The following is a 15,131-nucleotide window of genomic DNA, read 5'->3' as shown; positions in this document are numbered from 1 at the left end:
ACACATCGGAGCACTTCGAATGTTGCGGTTTACGCGCATGCTGGCAACGGCGCTGCTGGGCGCCCTCTTTTTCATTGGGGAGGCAATGGCCTTGGATCCGGAAAACACCCTCTATCTCGACCTCAAGGACGGCCGCGTCGTCATCGAGCTGCGCCCCGACCTCGCCCCCAACCACGTGGCGCGAATCAAGGAACTGACCCGCCAGGGCTTCTACGACGGCATCGTCTTCCACCGGGTGATCGACGGCTTCATGGCCCAGACCGGCGACCCCACCGGTACCGGCGCCGGCGGCTCCGGGCAGAAGCTGAAGGCCGAGTTTTCGGCCGAGCCGCACGTGCGCGGCACTCTGTCCATGGCCCGCGCCGCTGATCCCAACAGCGCCGACAGCCAGTTCTTCATCGTCTTCCAGGAAGCCCCGCACCTGAACCGCCAGTACACCGTCTGGGGCAAGGTGGTGGAAGGCATGGAGCACGTGGACGCCATCAAGAAGGGCAGCTCCGCCCGCAACGGCCAGGTCAACGATCCCGACCGCATCGTGAAGATGCAGGTGGCGGCGGACGCGCAGTAAGGCGTCGGCAACGGCTCCCACCCGACCCTCCCCTGGCGTCGACGGGGGAGGGTTCAGGTTGGCTGACGGTTGATCCGCCCCACCGCTTCCAGCGCCACCGCGGCGTGGTCGGCCTTGTCGGCGCGGACCAGCAGGTAGTCGGTGTCGTAGGTGGACAGGGCAAAGACGGGTATCGCCGCCTCGGCCAGCGGTGCGGTCAGGCGGGCGAGGATGCCGGTCAGGGCGAAGTCCAGCGGCCCTTCCACCTTGAAGGCGCGCCAGCCGCGCTCGGCCTGCACCCCGTCGGGCACGCGGGCGTCGGCGCAGACCACCGACACTTCGTCCGCCGTCCGGATTACCGCCACCAGCGGGTCGCCCCAGTTCACCCAGGCGGGCACGCCGCCGCCGGGCGGCAGCCGGCAGACGGCCAGCGTGCCGGGCAGCAGCGTCAGGGTCAGCGGCATCGGCGGCTCCGCCGGCTTCAGCACGGCGTCGAGCATCTGCCGGTCCACCCGCAGCGGCTTGAGGATGCGCCGCGCCCGCGCCGCCAGGGACGGCACCCCCGAATCGAGCGCCCGGCGCATCATCTCCGCCGCCACGTCGCGCAAGGGGCCGTAGCCGTCCGCCAGGTCCACCATGGCCTGCAGAGCCGAGGTCCGCACGATCCGGCTCTCCGCCCGCTCGAACCATTGCGTCATCAGGCCGGCGGCGCGCCAGCGCCGCGCCTCGTCCAGGGTCAGGCGCGGCAGGATCTGCGCCAGATGCCAGCGCACCTCCGCCTGCTCCGCCACCGCCGCCTCGTCCAGCAGGCGGTCGACGAAGGGGTCGACGGCGCGGGGATCGGTGCGCGTCACCCGCTCCAGCGCGTCGGCGGCCCGCATGCGCACACCCGCGTCGGGATGGACGAGGCACTCCACCAGTTCCGGCAACAGGGCGGGCTCGGCGGCGACGTCGTCGGCCACCGTGGGCGAATCGCCGACGGTGCGGCGGTCGCCGCGCAGCAGCCGCGCCGCGAGATCGCTCACCGCCGGCCCGGGCGGCCGGGAATGTGCCGCCCGAACTTCGAGCCGGCCTTGAGCGCGGAGGGCCGCGGCGGCGGCGGTGGCGGCGGGGGCGGTGGTGCCTCCCCCTTCACGTCGGCGCCCGCGGCCATGTCGGCCAGGTCCTTCATCAGGCGTTTCACGCCGGTGACGCGCAGGCTCTCGTCGTCCCACATCCGGGTGTGGACCAGCTTATGGTCGGGGCGCAGCTTCATCAGCCCGCCCTGCCCGGCGATGTAAGCGATCAGCTTGTCGGGCCGGGCGAAGACGTTGCCGCGGAAGGTGAGAACGGCGCCCTTCGGCCCGGCGTCCACCCGCTCCACCCCCGCCTGGCGGCACATCTGCTTGATGGTGACCACATCCAACAGGTTTTCCACCTCGGCCGGCAGCTTGCCGAAGCGGTCGATCAGCTCGGCCGCGAAGCCCTCCACCTCCGGCCGGTCGACCAGTTCGGCGATGCGGCGGTAGAGCGTCAGGCGGACGGTGAGGTCGGCCACGTAGCTTTCCGGGATCAGCACGGGGGTGCCCAGGTTGATCTGCGGCGTCCACTCCGCCGCGTCCGCCCCGCCGCCATCGTCCCGGCCGAGACCGGCGCGGGCGTTGGCCACCGCCTCCTCCAGCATGTGCTGGTACAGCTCGACGCCGACTTCGCGGACGTGGCCCGACTGCTCCTCGCCCAGCAGGTTGCCGGCGCCGCGGATGTCCATGTCGTGGCTGGCGAGCTGGAAGCCGGCGCCCAGGCTGTCCAGCGTCTCGATCACGTGCAGGCGCTGCTGCGCCGTGGCGGTCAGTGTCTTGTTCGGCGTGTAGGTCAGGTAGGCGTAGCCGCGCACCTTGGACCGGCCGACGCGGCCGCGGATCTGGTAGAGCTGGGCCAGGCCGAACAGGTCGGCGCGGTGGACGATCATCGTGTTGGCCGTGGGGATGTCGAGGCCGCTCTCGATGATGTTGGTGGCCAGAAGCACCTCGTACCGGCCTTCGTCGAAGGCGGTCATGACGTCCTCCAGCTCCGACGCCGCCATCTGGCCGTGCGCCGTGATCACCTTGACCTCCGGCACCAGCTCACGCAGGCGCTCGGCCACCCTGGGCAGGTCCTCCAGGCGCGGGCAGACGTAGAAGGTCTGGCCGCCGCGGTAATGCTCGCGCAGGATCGCCTCGCGGATCACCACGGGGTCGTAGGGCAGGACGAAGGTCCGCACCGCCAGCCGGTCGACCGGCGGGGTGGCGATCAGCGACAGCTCCCGCACGCCCGACAGGGCCATCTGGAGCGTGCGCGGGATCGGCGTGGCGGTCAGGGTCAGCACATGCACGTCGGCGCGCAGTTCCTTCAGCCGCTCCTTCTGCTTGACGCCGAAGTGCTGCTCCTCGTCGACGATGACCATGCCCAGGCGCCGGAAGTCGATGCCCTTGCCCAGCAGCGCGTGGGTGCCGATGATGATGTCGGCGGTGCCCTCCGACACCTCCCGCTTGACCTTCGTCGCCTCCTTCGCCGTCACCAGGCGGGACAACTGGACGATGCGCAGCGGCAGGCCGGCGAAGCGGGCGGAGAAGGTCCTGAAGTGCTGGCGGGCCAGCAGCGTGGTGGGCACCACCACGGCCACCTGCTTGCCGGTCATCGCCACGGCGAAGGCGGCGCGCAGCGCCACCTCGGTCTTGCCGAAACCGACGTCGCCGCACACCAGCCGGTCCATGGGCCGGCCGGAGCCGAGGTCGGTGAACACCTCCTCGATCGCCTTGAGCTGGTCGTCGGTCTCCGGGAAGGGGAAGCGGGCGGCGAACTCCTGATACAGCCCTTCCGGCGCCGTCACCGCCTCGGCGCGTTTCAGCTCGCGCTCGGCGGCGATCCTCAGCAGCGCCTCCGCCATGTCCTTCAGGCGCTTCTTGACGCGCGCCTTGCGGCCCTGCCATCCCGCCCCGCCCAGCTTGTCGAGCTGGGCGCCCGCCTCTTCGCTGCCGTAGCGGGACAGCACCTCGATGTTCTCGACCGGCACGTACAGCTTGTCGCCGCCCTCGTACACCAGGCGCAGGCAGTCGTGCGGTGCGCCGGAAACGGTCAGCGTCTCCAGCCCGTCGTAGCGGCCGATGCCATGGTCCATATGGACGACCAGGTCACCCTCGTTCAGCGCCGTGTACTCGGCGATGAAGTTGGCGGCCTTGCGCTTGCGTTTGGCGCCGGGGCGGACCAGCCGGTCGCCCAGGATGTCCTGCTCGGTGATGACGGCCAGGTCGGGGGCGGTGAAGCCGTGCTCTATCCCCAGCACCATCATGCCGGTGACGTTGCGGTCGAAGCGGCGCGTGTCCTCGATCGTGTCCACCGGCTCCAGCCCCTGGATGCCGTGGTCGGCCAGCACGCTCATCAACCGGTCGCGGGAGCCCGCGGAGTAGCCGGCCACCAGCACCCGCCGCCCGTCGCCGCGCAGGCGCCCGATGAGGTCGCGCACGGCGTCGAAGACATTGACGTCGGGCCGCGCCCGCTCCTCGGCGAAATCGTGACCGCGCCGCCCGCCGGCGTCCAGGGTGCCCATGATGCCGGGCGGCGTGGCAAAGGGCTGGAGCTGCACCACCGCGTGCACCCCCAGCAGCGCGCCCCATTGGGACTTGTCCAGGAACAGCAGCCCCGGCGGGATCGGCTTGTAGACGGGCTGGCCCGCCTTCTTCTCCACCGACGCCATGGTGGCGCGGGCGGTGTGGAAGTCGTCGATCTGCGCCAGGCGGCCGTCGCGCGACTCCTCCGCCTGGTGGTCCAGCGACACGATTGCCCGGGGCATGTAGGACAGCACGCTGTCCATGCCCTCATGGAACAGGGGCAGCCAATGTTCCATGCCGCCGTACTTGCGCCCGGCACTGATCGCCTCGTACAGCGGATCGTCGTCGGTGACGGCCCCGAACAGCTCCCGGTAGCCGGAGCGGAAGCGGGCGATGGCCGGCTCGTCCAGGAAGACCTCGGACACCGGCTTCAGCACCACGCCGTCGCGCTTCTCGGTGGTGCGCTGGGTCATCGGATCGAAGGCGCGCACGCCGTCCAGCTCGTCGCCGAACAGGTCCAGGCGCAGCGGCTCCTCGGTGCCCGGCGGGAACAGGTCGACGATGCCGCCGCGCACCGCGAACTCGCCGGGCTCGCGCACGGTCTGGGCGCGGGTGTAGCCGTTCTGCGCCAGATAGCGCTGCAGCCTCTCCAGGTCGATGCGGTCGCCGATGCGGGCGGTGAAGGTGGCGTGGCGGAAGGCGCCGCGCGCCGGCACCTTCTGAAGCAGGGCGTTGACCGTGGTGATGACCACCAGGGGTGCCGCACCGTCCCGCCGGTCCAGCAGCCGCGTCAGGGTGTCGATGCGTCGCGCCACGATCTCGCCGTTGGGCGACACGCGGTCGTAGGGCAGGCAGTCCCAGGCGGGGAAGGTCAGCACCTCCAGCCCCGGCGCGAAGAAGGCCAGCGCCTCGGCCAGGCGCGCCGTGCGCGTGTCGTCCAGGGCCACGTGCAGCACGCCGGCGGCACCGGCGCGGCGGGCGAGGTCTGCGAGGATGCGGGCGTCGTGCCCCTCGGGAGCGCCGCCGACCAGCAGGCGCGCCGCCCGGCCGGGCTGAAGGTCGAACTTGATCAAGGCGGTACGGAAACTCAGGAGCCCTGGCGGGGCGTGAAACGGAACCGGGTGAGCAGGCGCATCACATCGGACTCGTGCTCCGCCGGCACCGGCTCGCGGCCGTTCATCCAGTTATAGAGATCCGGGTCGCTGAGTTCCAGGAGCGCCTCGAAGCGGTCGAGCTGCGGCGTGTCGAACTCCGGCACGTGGGCATCGGCGAAGCTACCCATCAGCAGATCCATCTCGCGCGTGCCGCGGTGCCAGGCGCGGAAGCGCAGCCGCCGGCGCCGGACCTCGATGGTTTCGGTTGAGGTGGTCAAGACCCTGGCTCCCTGCCCGCACATTCCCGATGGGCGAGACCTAGCGCAACCCCGCCGCCGCGGCAAGGACCCTGTCCCTGCGCCGCGTCCCACAGGCCCCGCCCCGACGGACAGGCGGGGGAACCGAACGGCATGCCTCCATGTTGGTCCGCCCGGACATCGTTCAACCAAAGCGGAGGAGGGACATATGCCGGGGTATCGGCTGTCGGTCGTGGCGGGGCTCGCCGGAGTGTTGATCATTGCGAATGCCGCCCCATCCGGCGCTACCCCCATCGACCCCGGCGACTGCCCCGACACGGCGCAGGACTGCTCCGCCGACGCCCGGCCCTTCATCGACACGGGCATCGCCTCGTGGTACGGCCCCGGCTTCCACGGACGCAAGACCGCCAGCGGCGAGGTGTTCGACCAGAACGCCATGACCGCGGCCCACAAGACACTGCCCCTGGGCACCCGCGTGCGCGTCGTGCGCATCGAGGACGGCCGCTCGGTCGAGGTGGACATCAACGACCGCGGTCCCTTCATCGACGGCCGCGTCATCGACCTGTCGCGCCGCGCCGCCGAACGGCTGGGCATGAAGGAGGAGGGGATCGTCCCCGTCCGCGTCTTCGTGGTGGGCGACCCGCCCCTGCTCATCGCCGACAACGACGCCCTGCCCGCCCCCGTGGGCGCCGACCCGGAGCCGGCGCCTCTGCCGGTGACGGACGTCCTGCTGGTCGCCGAAACGCCGGCCGACGATGCGGGGGACGAGGACATGGCCGAGGCGGAGACGACGGTGCTGCCGTGACACCGTGATCCCATGCCGGGGTGGGCGTCAGAACTGGGCGATGCCCACCGCGGCGTGGATGAACAGGGTGATCGACACGCCGGCGACGATGGATTCGGCGACGGCATAGTTGATGGCCACGACCGAGGTCTTCTTGCGCAGGCCGATCAGCACGCCGGCCAGCCCGGCGAACCCGGCGCTGAGCACCGTCTTGATCAGCACGTACATCAGGTCGCGGTAGACCTGCGCCTCGCCCGACAGGAAGGTGCGGAAGAAGTTCTCCCGCCACAGCTCCGATGCCTGTCCGGGGAACAGCAGGTGCCAGGTCTGCAGCGACGCCCAGCCCGCCGTGGCCATGGCCACCGCCATCAGCACCACCGAGCCCAGCACCATGTTCAGCAGCACCGAGCCGATGAGATAGACGTTGGACGGGACGCGCAGGTTGTGCATCGCCCGGAACTGGCTGGACAGCACGCGGTTGCCCAGGTCGGCGGCGATGATGGCGTTGTTGCGCGCCACCACCAGGATCGAGGTGATGAGCGGCACCGCCACCGTCACCTGGATGAAGCCCAGCCCCACCAGCGTCTCGTCGTGCAGCAGCGACTTCAGATAGCCGCCGAACGAGTGGTAGTTGAAGCCGAACCAGATCTCCACGAAGCCGACGATGGCGCCGCCGAGCGCCACGTACATCAGCATCAGCGGCGAGGCGCACAGCACCCAGAAATACTCGCCGAAGTACCGGGCGAACCAGTGCAGCCGGCCGGCGCGCGGCAGCCGGCCGGCCCACGCGCCATCGGGTTCCTCGTCCCCCTCGGCAACGGAGCGCGCGGCACCGGGCGCCAGCCCCATCATCTCGCGCTGGATCACGTCCGCATCGGGCGCCACGGCGCGCAGCTCCCGCGTGCGGGTGTCCAGCAGCAGCACACGGTCGGCCATGGGAAGCAGGTCTTCCACATGGTGGGCGACGATCACCGCCGGCTTGCCCATGCGCCGGCAGATGTCGCGCACCATGCTGGCCAGGGCGCGGGACGACCGGATGTCCAGGCCGGAGTTGGGCTCGTCCAGGAACAGCACCGGCCGGTTGGCCAGCAGCGTGCGCGCGATGGCAACGCGCTGGCGCTGGCCGCCGCTGCACGAACTCACCAGCTTGTCCGGCCCCACGTCGGGCAGCAGGGAGACGGCGCAGTCGCGCATCTCCGTGTCCTGCGGCGGCGCGTGGTCGGCGGCGATGCGCAGGTTCTCACCGGTGGACAGGTCGTCGAACAGGGCGTTCTGCTGGAACACCAGACCGCCGATCTCGCTGCGGTCGGACGCCAGGTCGAAGTCGCGCCCCTCGCACCGCATGGTGCCGGTGACCTTCCAACCACCCGACAGGGCGTCGGGCAGCCCGCTCAACAGGTTGATGATGGTGGTCTTGCCCGACCCCGACGGGCCGACCAGCAGCACAATCTCCCCCGGACCGATGTCGAAGCTGGCATCCTCGACCAGCACCGCACCGCCCGGCGCGGTGATGGTGAGGTTGCGGATCGACAGCGTCGGCTCGACGGGCGGGGCCGACGGGGCGTCGACGGCGGCAACGGCGCTCACGACGCACCTCCCGCGGCGGCGGGGGTGACGGTGCCCAGGGTGACGGGCGCCAGCGGGTCGATGGCGGCGATGCGGTCGCGCTGCTCGGGGGTCATGTAGATGATCACGTATCCGCTGAGGCCGCGCGCCTGGGACTTGAAGATGTCGGCGGCGAGAGAGTTGAGATCGGCCTTCTCCTCCAGCCGGGCCAGCGTGCGGGGGGCGGCCCGCGCAAGCTGCAGGGCCGGCGGACCGACCGGCGCCAGATAGGCGGAGAACCGGCTGTCGCCGAACAGGTTGCCCAGCGTGGTGGTGAACAGGTCGTCGGTGCGCAGGCGGTGCACCAATTCGGTCGCCATCACCTCGGCCAGGTGCCGGGCCTGGGGTGTGGCGGCGAGGGCGGCCACCGCATCGGTCGCGCCCTTGCGCACCCGCTCGTCCGCCAGCGCGCCGGCCACCGCCTCCTCCAGCGGAACGAGGTCCAGGGTGAAGCCGCGTGAGAAGACCTCCAGCAGGTTGGCGGCGCTACCCCGCGCCGCCTCCCAGATCGCCGGGGTCAGGCGTTCCAGCAGCGCCGGACGCAAATCATCCGCGACCACGCCGCGGAACATCGGCTGGCCGATGCGCAGCACCGCCGCCGCCGCGTCGCGGGTCGCCGGGGCGTTCCACGCCTCGCTGAAGGCGCGGGCGACGGAATCCTCCAGCACCGGCTTGTACTCCCGCGCGAAGACCGGGGACGCCAGGGCTCCCTCGATCGCCACGCGGGCCGCCGCGACGAACTCGGCCGCGGTTTCCCGCAGTTCCGCCCGGTCGGCGTCGGTGGCCAGCACCCACAGGGTGCGCACGTTGGCGGCCAGCAGCACCGGTTCCGGCCGGTCGGCCGGCGTTTCGGTGCGGTCGTAGCGGGCGACGCGGATGTATCCGCCCTCATCCATGCTGGCGATGCCGCTGCGCCGCGTGCGCACCTCGCCCAGCAGATCGTAGACGGGGATTCCCTTGTCGGGCAGCAGGCCGGTGACCGGCTGCGGCGGACGATAGACGCCGGTGTTCTCCGGCATGCCCGTGGCGAAGGGAAACACGGAAGCCCCGGCGGCGCCGAAAGCGACCAGGAGGGCGGCCGACGCGCCGTAGGCGAGCGCGCGGGAACGGGCGAGACGGTTCAGCGCCGAAAGGGTCACGAGGGGTCCGTCCATCGGTTCGGGCCGGGTGGTGGGCGGTGCACAACGGCACCGCGGCCGCCGCAGAGGAAACCGAAGCCCTCCACGGCTGTCCAGAGAAAATGCGGCTGCGGCGCGCTCAGCGCTTCCATTCCCGGCTCGACTTGATGAAGTCGGTCAGGGTGACGCCGATCTTGTCGTCGACGATCACCACCTCGCCGCGGGCGACCAGCACCCCTTCGACGTACACGTCGGTCGGGTCCTTGAGATGGCGGTCCAGCTCCACCACGGCGCCGCGGCCCAGCTTCAGCAGGTCACGCACGCGCAGCATGGCGGTGCCGATCACCACCTTGATCTCCACCGGCGCGTCGCCGATGGCGAACTGGTCGGGATCGTCCCCGTCGGAGCCGGAGGAACCCAGCAGATCGTCGATGTTGGCCATGGCGTGTCGTTCGCCCTCGTCGCTTCTGCAATAGGTGTACCCCGACCGGGAACGGTTCGGCAACGCCAACGGCCGCCGCGGCCCGGGACAACGGGTGGTCAGGTCGGCCCGGCACCCCCGCCCCGCCGCCGCAGCCGCGTCAGGTCGCTGCGCCGCAGCAGGCCCAGCAGGACCGCCAGCCCGCCGTAGCCCGCCGCCCCCGCCAGGACCAGCAACGCCAGCCCGCCGACGCGCGACACCAGGTCGCCGGCGAACAGCCAGGGCGCCAGCACCTCCTGCAAGCCCCGGAGCCCGGCCCCCAGGAGCACCGCGGCCGCGGCCATGCGCGGCAGGTTGCGGCGCAGCCGCGCGTCGGCGGCGAACAGGGCGCGCCGGTGCAGCATCCACGCCAGCAGCCCGGCGTTGACCCAGGCGGAGGCGGAGGTGGCGAGCGCCAGCCCGACCACGCCCAGCGGCGCCATCAGCGCCACCTTCAGCCCGACGTTGACCAGCATGGCCGCCACGGCGAGGCGCACCGGCGTCGCCGTGTCCTGGCGGGCGTGGAAGCCGGCCACCAGGCTGCGGATCACCACGAAGGCCGGCAGCCCCACGGCGTAGGCTTGCAGCACGGCCGCCGCCGCCGCCGCGTCCTCCGGCCCGAAGCGGCCGTGCTGGAACAGCACGGAGATCAGCGGCAGGCCGGCGATGAGAAAGGCCGCGGCGGCCGGCAGGGTCAGCACCAGCGCCAGCTCGATCGCCCGGTTCTGGCTTTCCACCGCGCCGGGCTCGTCACCGCCTTTGATGCGCCGCGCCATCTCGGGCAGCAGCACGGTGCCGACCGCAATGCCGATGACCCCCAGCGGCAACTGGTTCAGCCGGTCGGCGTAGTAAAGGTACGACACCGACCCCGTGGGCAGCAGCGAGGCGATGAGGGTGTCGACGAACAGGTTGATCTGCACCAACCCGGCCCCCAGCGCCGCCGGCCCCAGCACGGTGAGGAAGCGCTTCACGCCCGCCGTCCAGCGGGGCGCCACCAGGCGCAGCCCCATGCCGGCGCGCTCCGCCTCGCGGGCGAGGTAGAGGAACTGGAGGACGCCCGCGGCGAACACGCCCCAGGCCAGTGCGTGGCCTGCGGTCGGCAGGAAGGGGGCGGCGGCCAGCAGCGCGGTGATCAGGCAGAGGTTCAGCAGGATCGGCGCCGCCGCCGCCGCGCCGAACCGCCCCACGCTGTTGAGCACGCCCGCCAGCAGCGATTCCAGCGCCATGAACAGCAGGTAGGGGAAGGTGATGCGGGTGAACAGCACCGCCAGGTCGAAGCGTTCGGGATCGTCGGCGAAGCCGGGGGCGAAGACCAGCATGAACCACGGCATCACCGCCAGGAACGCCACGAGCATCACCGCCTGCACCGCCAGCAGCAGGGCCATGACCTCTTCGGCGAAGCGCCGCGCCGACTCCTGCCCGTCGCGCACCAGCCGCTCCGAGAACAGCGGCACGAACGCCGAGGCGAAGGCGCCTTCGGCGAACAGGGCGCGGAAGTGGTTGGGCAGGCGCAGGGCGACGAAGAAGGCATCGGCCACCGGCCCCGCGCCGAGGATCGCCGCGGTGAGGATGTCGCGCACGAAGCCGAGCGCACGGCTGACCAGCGTCAGCCCGCCGACGGACAGGATGTTGCGAAGCACGGTGGAGGATCCCCGGGACAACGAGCGGCGCGCATCCTACGGACAAGCACCGGCGGGCGCCAGTTCGGCGACGCCGCCGCCGTCGGGCGGCGTCGGGGCACCGCCGCGGCACCTTGCACCCCGCGGCGGCGTTGCGTTAGATGCGCCGTGCCCTTGCGGCTGCGACGAAACGAACAGGCGGACCAGGACCATGCCCTCCGACGCGGAGCCCCGGGGACTTCCCCTCACCTATCTCGAAGCCGGCGAGCAGGTCGGCGGCACGCCGCTTCTCGTGCTGCACGGGCTGTTCGGCTCGGCGCGCAACTGGCAGACCATCGCGCGCCGGCTGGGCGAGCGCCACCACGTCTACGCGCTCGACCTGCGCAACCATGGCGGCTCGCCCTGGGCGCCGACCATGAGCTATCCGGAGATGGCGGCCGACCTGCTGCGCTTTCTCGACGACCGCGGCTTCGCGCGGGCCGCGGTGGTCGGCCACAGCATGGGCGGCAAGGCGGCGATGATGCTGGCCCTGGCCCACCCGGGGCGGGTGGAGCGGCTGGTGGTCGCCGACATCGCCCCCGTCGCCTACACCCACTCCCACGCCCCCTATGTGGCGGCCATGAAGGCGGCGCGGCTGGAGGGGTGCAGCCGCCGGTCGGAGGTGGACGCCCAGCTCGCCGCCGGCGTCCCCGACCCGTCGCTGCGCGCCTTCCTGATGCAGAACCTGGTGCAGGAGAACGGCCGCTTCCACTGGCGCATCAACCTGGACGCCCTGGCCGCCGGCATGGACGCGTTGATCGGGTTCCCGGACGTCGGCACCGCGCGCTACGACGGCCCCACCCTGTTCATCGGCGGCGGGCGGTCCGACTACATCACCCCGGACCACGCGCCGGCCATCGCCCGCCACTTCCCGTCTGCGCGCACCGAGATGGTCGCCGACGCCGGCCACTGGGTTCACGCCGAACGGCCGGAGGCGTTCGTGACGCTCCTGGAAGGCTTCCTCTGATCGCGCGTTGCCGGTCGGCCGGACCGGCGGCATCGCGCATGATGGTGCCGACGGGGAGCCCCGGACGGCGTTGGGATTATGCGGAGATCATCGTGTTTGCCCTCCCCCCGGGGAGAGGGGAGAGTTCGGCAGGCACCGGCCCCCTCTCCCCGATGGGGAGAGGGTAACGGTTCTTGCTGCTTACGGGCGTCGCGACACCCCCTCACCCGGTGCTGCGCACCGCCCTCTCCCCGAGAGAAGAGGTGAGTTGGCAAGGACGATCTGTGATCAGCGCACCGGCGCGGCGGTCTTGCCGCCGGCGGGTGCGGTCTGGCGGAAGGCGTCGACCAGATAGGGCGCCAGCGCCTGACGCATGGTGCGCAGCCATTCGTGGATCACGATCAGCGAGCGCGACGCCACCGGCGGCGTCATGCCGAGCTTGGCCAGGTCCTCGCGCGTCATGGTGGCCACCTGGTCCAGACGGTGACCCGTCAGGCGGGCCCAGGCCGGCGCCGTGCAGGGCGGCATGGAGAGCACCTGAACCCCCTCGCGCTCCACCAGTTCGGCCTTGCGGCGGCCGTACTGGGAATCCTCGAGCTGGCTGAAGGGGCCGGACACGCCGTTCTCCACCAGCACGCGCTTGGCGCGGGGGGCGATGGCGGCGATGCGGTCCAGCGTGGCCATGCCGGTGGACAGGGACGCCAGATCGACGGTCACCGGCACCATGAAGGTCAGCCGCTCGCCGTCGCCGACGTAATAGTCGAAGCCCGACACCTCGGCCCAGTTGAAGAACCACTGGCTGATGTTGCCGCCGAAGTCGAAGAGGCGGCCGCCCCGCTGCAGCTCCGGACCGATCTGGTCCCAGAACTCGTAGAAGCCGTCGCCCGACCCCATCAGGTTCATGAAGTCCTGCGAGATGCGGCGGTGCTCGACGATCTCCGGGCCGAACAGGCGGGCCAAGCGCTCGTTGACTTCATACTCGACGACCCGGAGTTGGAGGCCCTCAAGCATGGCGGTCGCCATCAGGTGGTGCGACAGCAGCGTCTTGCCGACGCCGCCGCGGTCATTGAGGACGAAGATCGTACCCAGCATGAAATCGCCTTTCCAAAGCTCGTTCGTCGTAACGGGTGGGGTCGGTTGCGGTGCGGCAGGTGTTGGTGGGGCAGCGGCCGGGACGGGCGCCGGCGGGTCCGCGGGCGGCAGCGACTCGCCTGGTGCCGGCCCGGCAGGCTCCGGCTCCGGAGCGGGAGGTTCGGGTTGCACCGGTTCGGGAGGCGGCGCCGGGGCGAGCAGGGATACGGGGGCGGCGGGCGCTTCGGCGACCGGGGCGGCCACCGCTGCGGCCCTGTCGCCGCCGGCGGGCGGTGACGGGGCGGCAGGCTGGCCGGCGGCCAGGGCGGCGCGGTGGACGGCCGCCAGCGTCGCCGCGTCGGCCGTGCCGTCCGCGGTGGCATCGTCAGGCTCCCCGCCCCCCTGGCGCATTTCCGCGCCGACCAGGAAGAACGCCGACCGCAGCGTCACCGGCGCGATGGGCTGGGAGTCGCGGGCGGTGATGCCGAGCTTCGCCAGCACATCGGAAATGTCGGCCCAGGACAGGCCGCGTTCCCGCATGAGGCTGATGTCGTCATAACTGTCCCTGACCGCCTGCATCGCGCTGCGGTTGCCGGTCGGACGATCGGCAAGGAGCCGTTCGAGTTCCGTGCGATCAATCGTCACCGTGACAACTCGGAAGGAAAGCGTTGCGAAACCGGCTGAGGTGCCCGTGCACAGCCGAAGGAATCCATTTCACCGGCGGGCAAAAAATAGTACAAGCCATATCAGGGCGCAAACGGTTTCCAACGGCACACAACGACGCCTAACGTGCGAAAGGTGTGACCGGGCGCCTCACGTATTCGAAGGTTGGCGACGATGCCCCAGGACTTCCGGTCGCTGCGCGATGCGGCGCAGACCATCGGCTTCCATGAGTTGCGCCAGGCTTGCGAGATCTCCACCCTGCGCCAGGACCTGGAGCGGGCGCAGCGGCAGGCCGACGCGCTGCGCGGCCACATCGACGCCACGGTGGAGCAGGTGCGGGCCCGTGTCGCGTCCCTCACCACAGCGGATCTCGCGGACGCCGCCACCATGGCACCGCTGCTCCAGTACGCGGTATCCCAGCTCATCGGCATCCGCGACGCCGCCCGGCGGCCGGAATCGGTTCCGGCCGCCGGCGCGGCGCCGATCACCGGGGACCCTGCCGCCCCCCCGTCCCCCGCCGCCGATCCGTTCGCACCGCCGCCGCCGCCCCCGCCCGCCATGGCCCCGCCCCCCGTTCCCCCTCTCACGGCGGCACCGGCGGCACCGGTCGTGCCGGCCCCGTCCTGGCTGCTGCCGCCCGGGGAAACCCGGCCACCCCGTCCGGCCCTGACGGCCCGGCCCGCCGCCAACACCCCCGGCTCCATCGACTGGCTGAAGCCGGCACGCCGCTGACCCCGGTGCCGGGGCAGCCTGCTCCCCTCCCCCGCAACGGAGGCGGCCATCGGCATGCCTGCGTTGTCTTTCGGCTAAATTGTCACTTGATTTCCACAGGAGCGCCCGCTACCTCTATCGATAGGTAACCAATCGTTAACCACGCCACATCCCGAGGTGCCCGATGGTGGTGCGGAGCGTTCAACATGACCGGAACGGCGACCGCGCGGAGCACGGGCGCCGGGGGCCGCGGGTCCTGCGGGTGATCGTCGTCGAGGACGACGCCCGCATGGCCCTGGCGATCCGCGACACGGTCGAGGATCTCGGCCATACGGTCTGCGGGGTCGCCGGCACGGAGGCGGAAGCCTTTGCCCTCGCCGGTCGGGAGCGCCCCGACGTGGCCCTGATGGACGTTCGGCTGGGCGGCGACGGCGACGGGATCGCCACGGCGCGGCATCTGTCCGCCGGTTTCGGGGTGCGCTCCATCTTCCTGTCCGGCTCCGCCGATCACGCCACCATGCGGCGGATCACCGAAACCTATCCGCTGGGCATCATCCACAAACCGTTCTCGACCGCCCGACTCAAGGCCGTTCTGGATCTGGCCGCCCGCCGCGTCCGGCCGGCCATCGCCTGAACGCGGCCGGCGATCCG

Annotated in this window: 13 protein-coding genes; 5 read left to right on the top strand and 8 right to left on the bottom strand. The window is 71.4% G+C overall.

Going from position 1 to position 15,131, the window contains the following annotated elements; genetic code table 11:
- The first annotated feature begins 19 nt into the window (after nucleotides 1-19).
- Nucleotides 20-568: a peptidylprolyl isomerase gene (locus tag G472_RS0105830; RefSeq protein WP_029007619.1), complete on the top strand. Its 549-nt coding sequence runs from the start codon at nucleotides 20-22 to the stop codon at nucleotides 566-568.
- 53 nt (nucleotides 569-621) lie between these two features.
- Here G472_RS0105830 and G472_RS40010 read toward each other — a convergent pair whose 3' ends face one another.
- The 3 genes from G472_RS40010 to G472_RS0105815 are packed head-to-tail and all read right to left on the bottom strand — an operon-like array spanning nucleotide 622 to nucleotide 5,485.
- Nucleotides 622-1,572 carry an ACT domain-containing protein gene (locus G472_RS40010; protein WP_245593399.1) on the bottom strand — a complete coding sequence of 317 codons (951 nt, stop codon included), beginning with the start codon at nucleotides 1,570-1,572 and terminating at the stop codon, nucleotides 622-624.
- Nucleotides 1,569-5,186, bottom strand: a complete 3,618-nt coding sequence (gene mfd / locus G472_RS0105820; protein ID WP_029007617.1) for a transcription-repair coupling factor — start codon at nucleotides 5,184-5,186, stop codon at nucleotides 1,569-1,571. The genes G472_RS40010 and mfd overlap by 4 nt, the downstream gene beginning before the upstream one ends.
- Nucleotides 5,187-5,200: 14 nt before the next feature.
- Complete coding sequence (locus G472_RS0105815; RefSeq protein ID WP_245593398.1) at nucleotides 5,201-5,485, bottom strand: FAD assembly factor SdhE; 285 nt, start codon at nucleotides 5,483-5,485, stop codon at nucleotides 5,201-5,203.
- A gap of 187 nt (nucleotides 5,486-5,672) precedes the next feature.
- Here G472_RS0105815 and G472_RS31525 point away from each other — a divergent pair, with 187 nt between their 5' ends.
- Nucleotides 5,673-6,269, top strand: coding sequence for a septal ring lytic transglycosylase RlpA family protein (locus tag G472_RS31525; protein ID WP_156927010.1), 597 nt, complete (start codon nucleotides 5,673-5,675; stop codon nucleotides 6,267-6,269).
- A 27-nt stretch (nucleotides 6,270-6,296) separates the two neighbouring features.
- Here the strand turns inward: G472_RS31525 and G472_RS0105805 are convergent, their stop codons facing one another.
- The 4 genes from G472_RS0105805 to murJ all read right to left on the bottom strand — a co-directional run bounded on the left by G472_RS0105805 (nucleotide 6,297) and on the right by murJ (nucleotide 11,071).
- Entirely contained in the window at nucleotides 6,297-7,835 is a 1,539-nt protein-coding gene (locus G472_RS0105805) for an ATP-binding cassette domain-containing protein (protein ID WP_029007615.1), read from the bottom strand.
- A complete protein-coding gene (locus tag G472_RS0105800; RefSeq protein WP_029007614.1) occupies nucleotides 7,832-9,007 on the bottom strand; it encodes a hypothetical protein in 1,176 nt (391 codons plus the stop codon). Before G472_RS0105800 ends, G472_RS0105805 begins: the two co-directional genes overlap by 4 nt.
- Nucleotides 9,008-9,110: 103 nt before the next feature.
- Nucleotides 9,111-9,413, bottom strand: a complete 303-nt coding sequence (fliN, locus tag G472_RS0105795; RefSeq protein WP_029007613.1) for a flagellar motor switch protein FliN — start codon at nucleotides 9,411-9,413, stop codon at nucleotides 9,111-9,113.
- A gap of 98 nt (nucleotides 9,414-9,511) precedes the next feature.
- Entirely contained in the window at nucleotides 9,512-11,071 is a 1,560-nt protein-coding gene (gene murJ / locus G472_RS0105790) for a murein biosynthesis integral membrane protein MurJ (RefSeq protein ID WP_029007612.1), read from the bottom strand.
- A 190-nt stretch (nucleotides 11,072-11,261) separates the two neighbouring features.
- Here murJ and G472_RS0105785 point away from each other — a divergent pair, with 190 nt between their 5' ends.
- Entirely contained in the window at nucleotides 11,262-12,056 is a 795-nt protein-coding gene (locus G472_RS0105785; protein WP_029007611.1) for an alpha/beta fold hydrolase, read from the top strand.
- A gap of 267 nt (nucleotides 12,057-12,323) precedes the next feature.
- Here G472_RS0105785 and G472_RS38710 read toward each other — a convergent pair whose 3' ends face one another.
- On the bottom strand, nucleotides 12,324-13,751 hold the full coding sequence (locus G472_RS38710) for a hypothetical protein (protein WP_029007610.1): 1,428 nt from the start codon (nucleotides 13,749-13,751) through the stop codon (nucleotides 12,324-12,326).
- 192 nt (nucleotides 13,752-13,943) lie between these two features.
- On the opposite strand from G472_RS38710, the gene G472_RS39685 reads away from it, so the two are divergent.
- Both G472_RS39685 and G472_RS31515 read left to right on the top strand, forming a co-directional pair.
- Nucleotides 13,944-14,501 (top strand): hypothetical protein, encoded by a 558-nt coding sequence (locus tag G472_RS39685; RefSeq protein ID WP_029007609.1) that lies wholly within the window; start codon nucleotides 13,944-13,946, stop codon nucleotides 14,499-14,501.
- A 163-nt stretch (nucleotides 14,502-14,664) separates the two neighbouring features.
- Nucleotides 14,665-15,114, top strand: coding sequence for a response regulator (locus G472_RS31515; protein ID WP_084536466.1), 450 nt, complete (start codon nucleotides 14,665-14,667; stop codon nucleotides 15,112-15,114).
- Nucleotides 15,115-15,131: the final 17 nt, after the last annotated feature.

This window comes from Azospirillum halopraeferens DSM 3675 (assembly GCF_000429625.1).
Classification (GTDB): Bacteria; Pseudomonadota; Alphaproteobacteria; order Azospirillales; family Azospirillaceae; genus Azospirillum; species Azospirillum halopraeferens.
Note: the sequence above shows the minus strand (reverse complement) of the source record. Positions and strands in the feature narration are given on the sequence as shown.

Coding starts and splice junctions, on each gene's coding strand:
- G472_RS0105830 (WP_029007619.1), top strand. CDS start 20: ATGTTGCGGTTTACGCGCATGCTGGCAACGGCGCTGCTGGGCGCCCTC.
- G472_RS31525 (WP_156927010.1), top strand. CDS start 5,673: ATGCCGGGGTATCGGCTGTCGGTCGTGGCGGGGCTCGCCGGAGTGTTG.
- G472_RS0105800 (WP_029007614.1), bottom strand. CDS start 9,007: ATGGACGGACCCCTCGTGACCCTTTCGGCGCTGAACCGTCTCGCCCGT.
- fliN (WP_029007613.1), bottom strand. CDS start 9,413: ATGGCCAACATCGACGATCTGCTGGGTTCCTCCGGCTCCGACGGGGAC.
- G472_RS0105785 (WP_029007611.1), top strand. CDS start 11,262: ATGCCCTCCGACGCGGAGCCCCGGGGACTTCCCCTCACCTATCTCGAA.
- G472_RS39685 (WP_029007609.1), top strand. CDS start 13,944: ATGCCCCAGGACTTCCGGTCGCTGCGCGATGCGGCGCAGACCATCGGC.
- G472_RS31515 (WP_084536466.1), top strand. CDS start 14,665: ATGGTGGTGCGGAGCGTTCAACATGACCGGAACGGCGACCGCGCGGAG.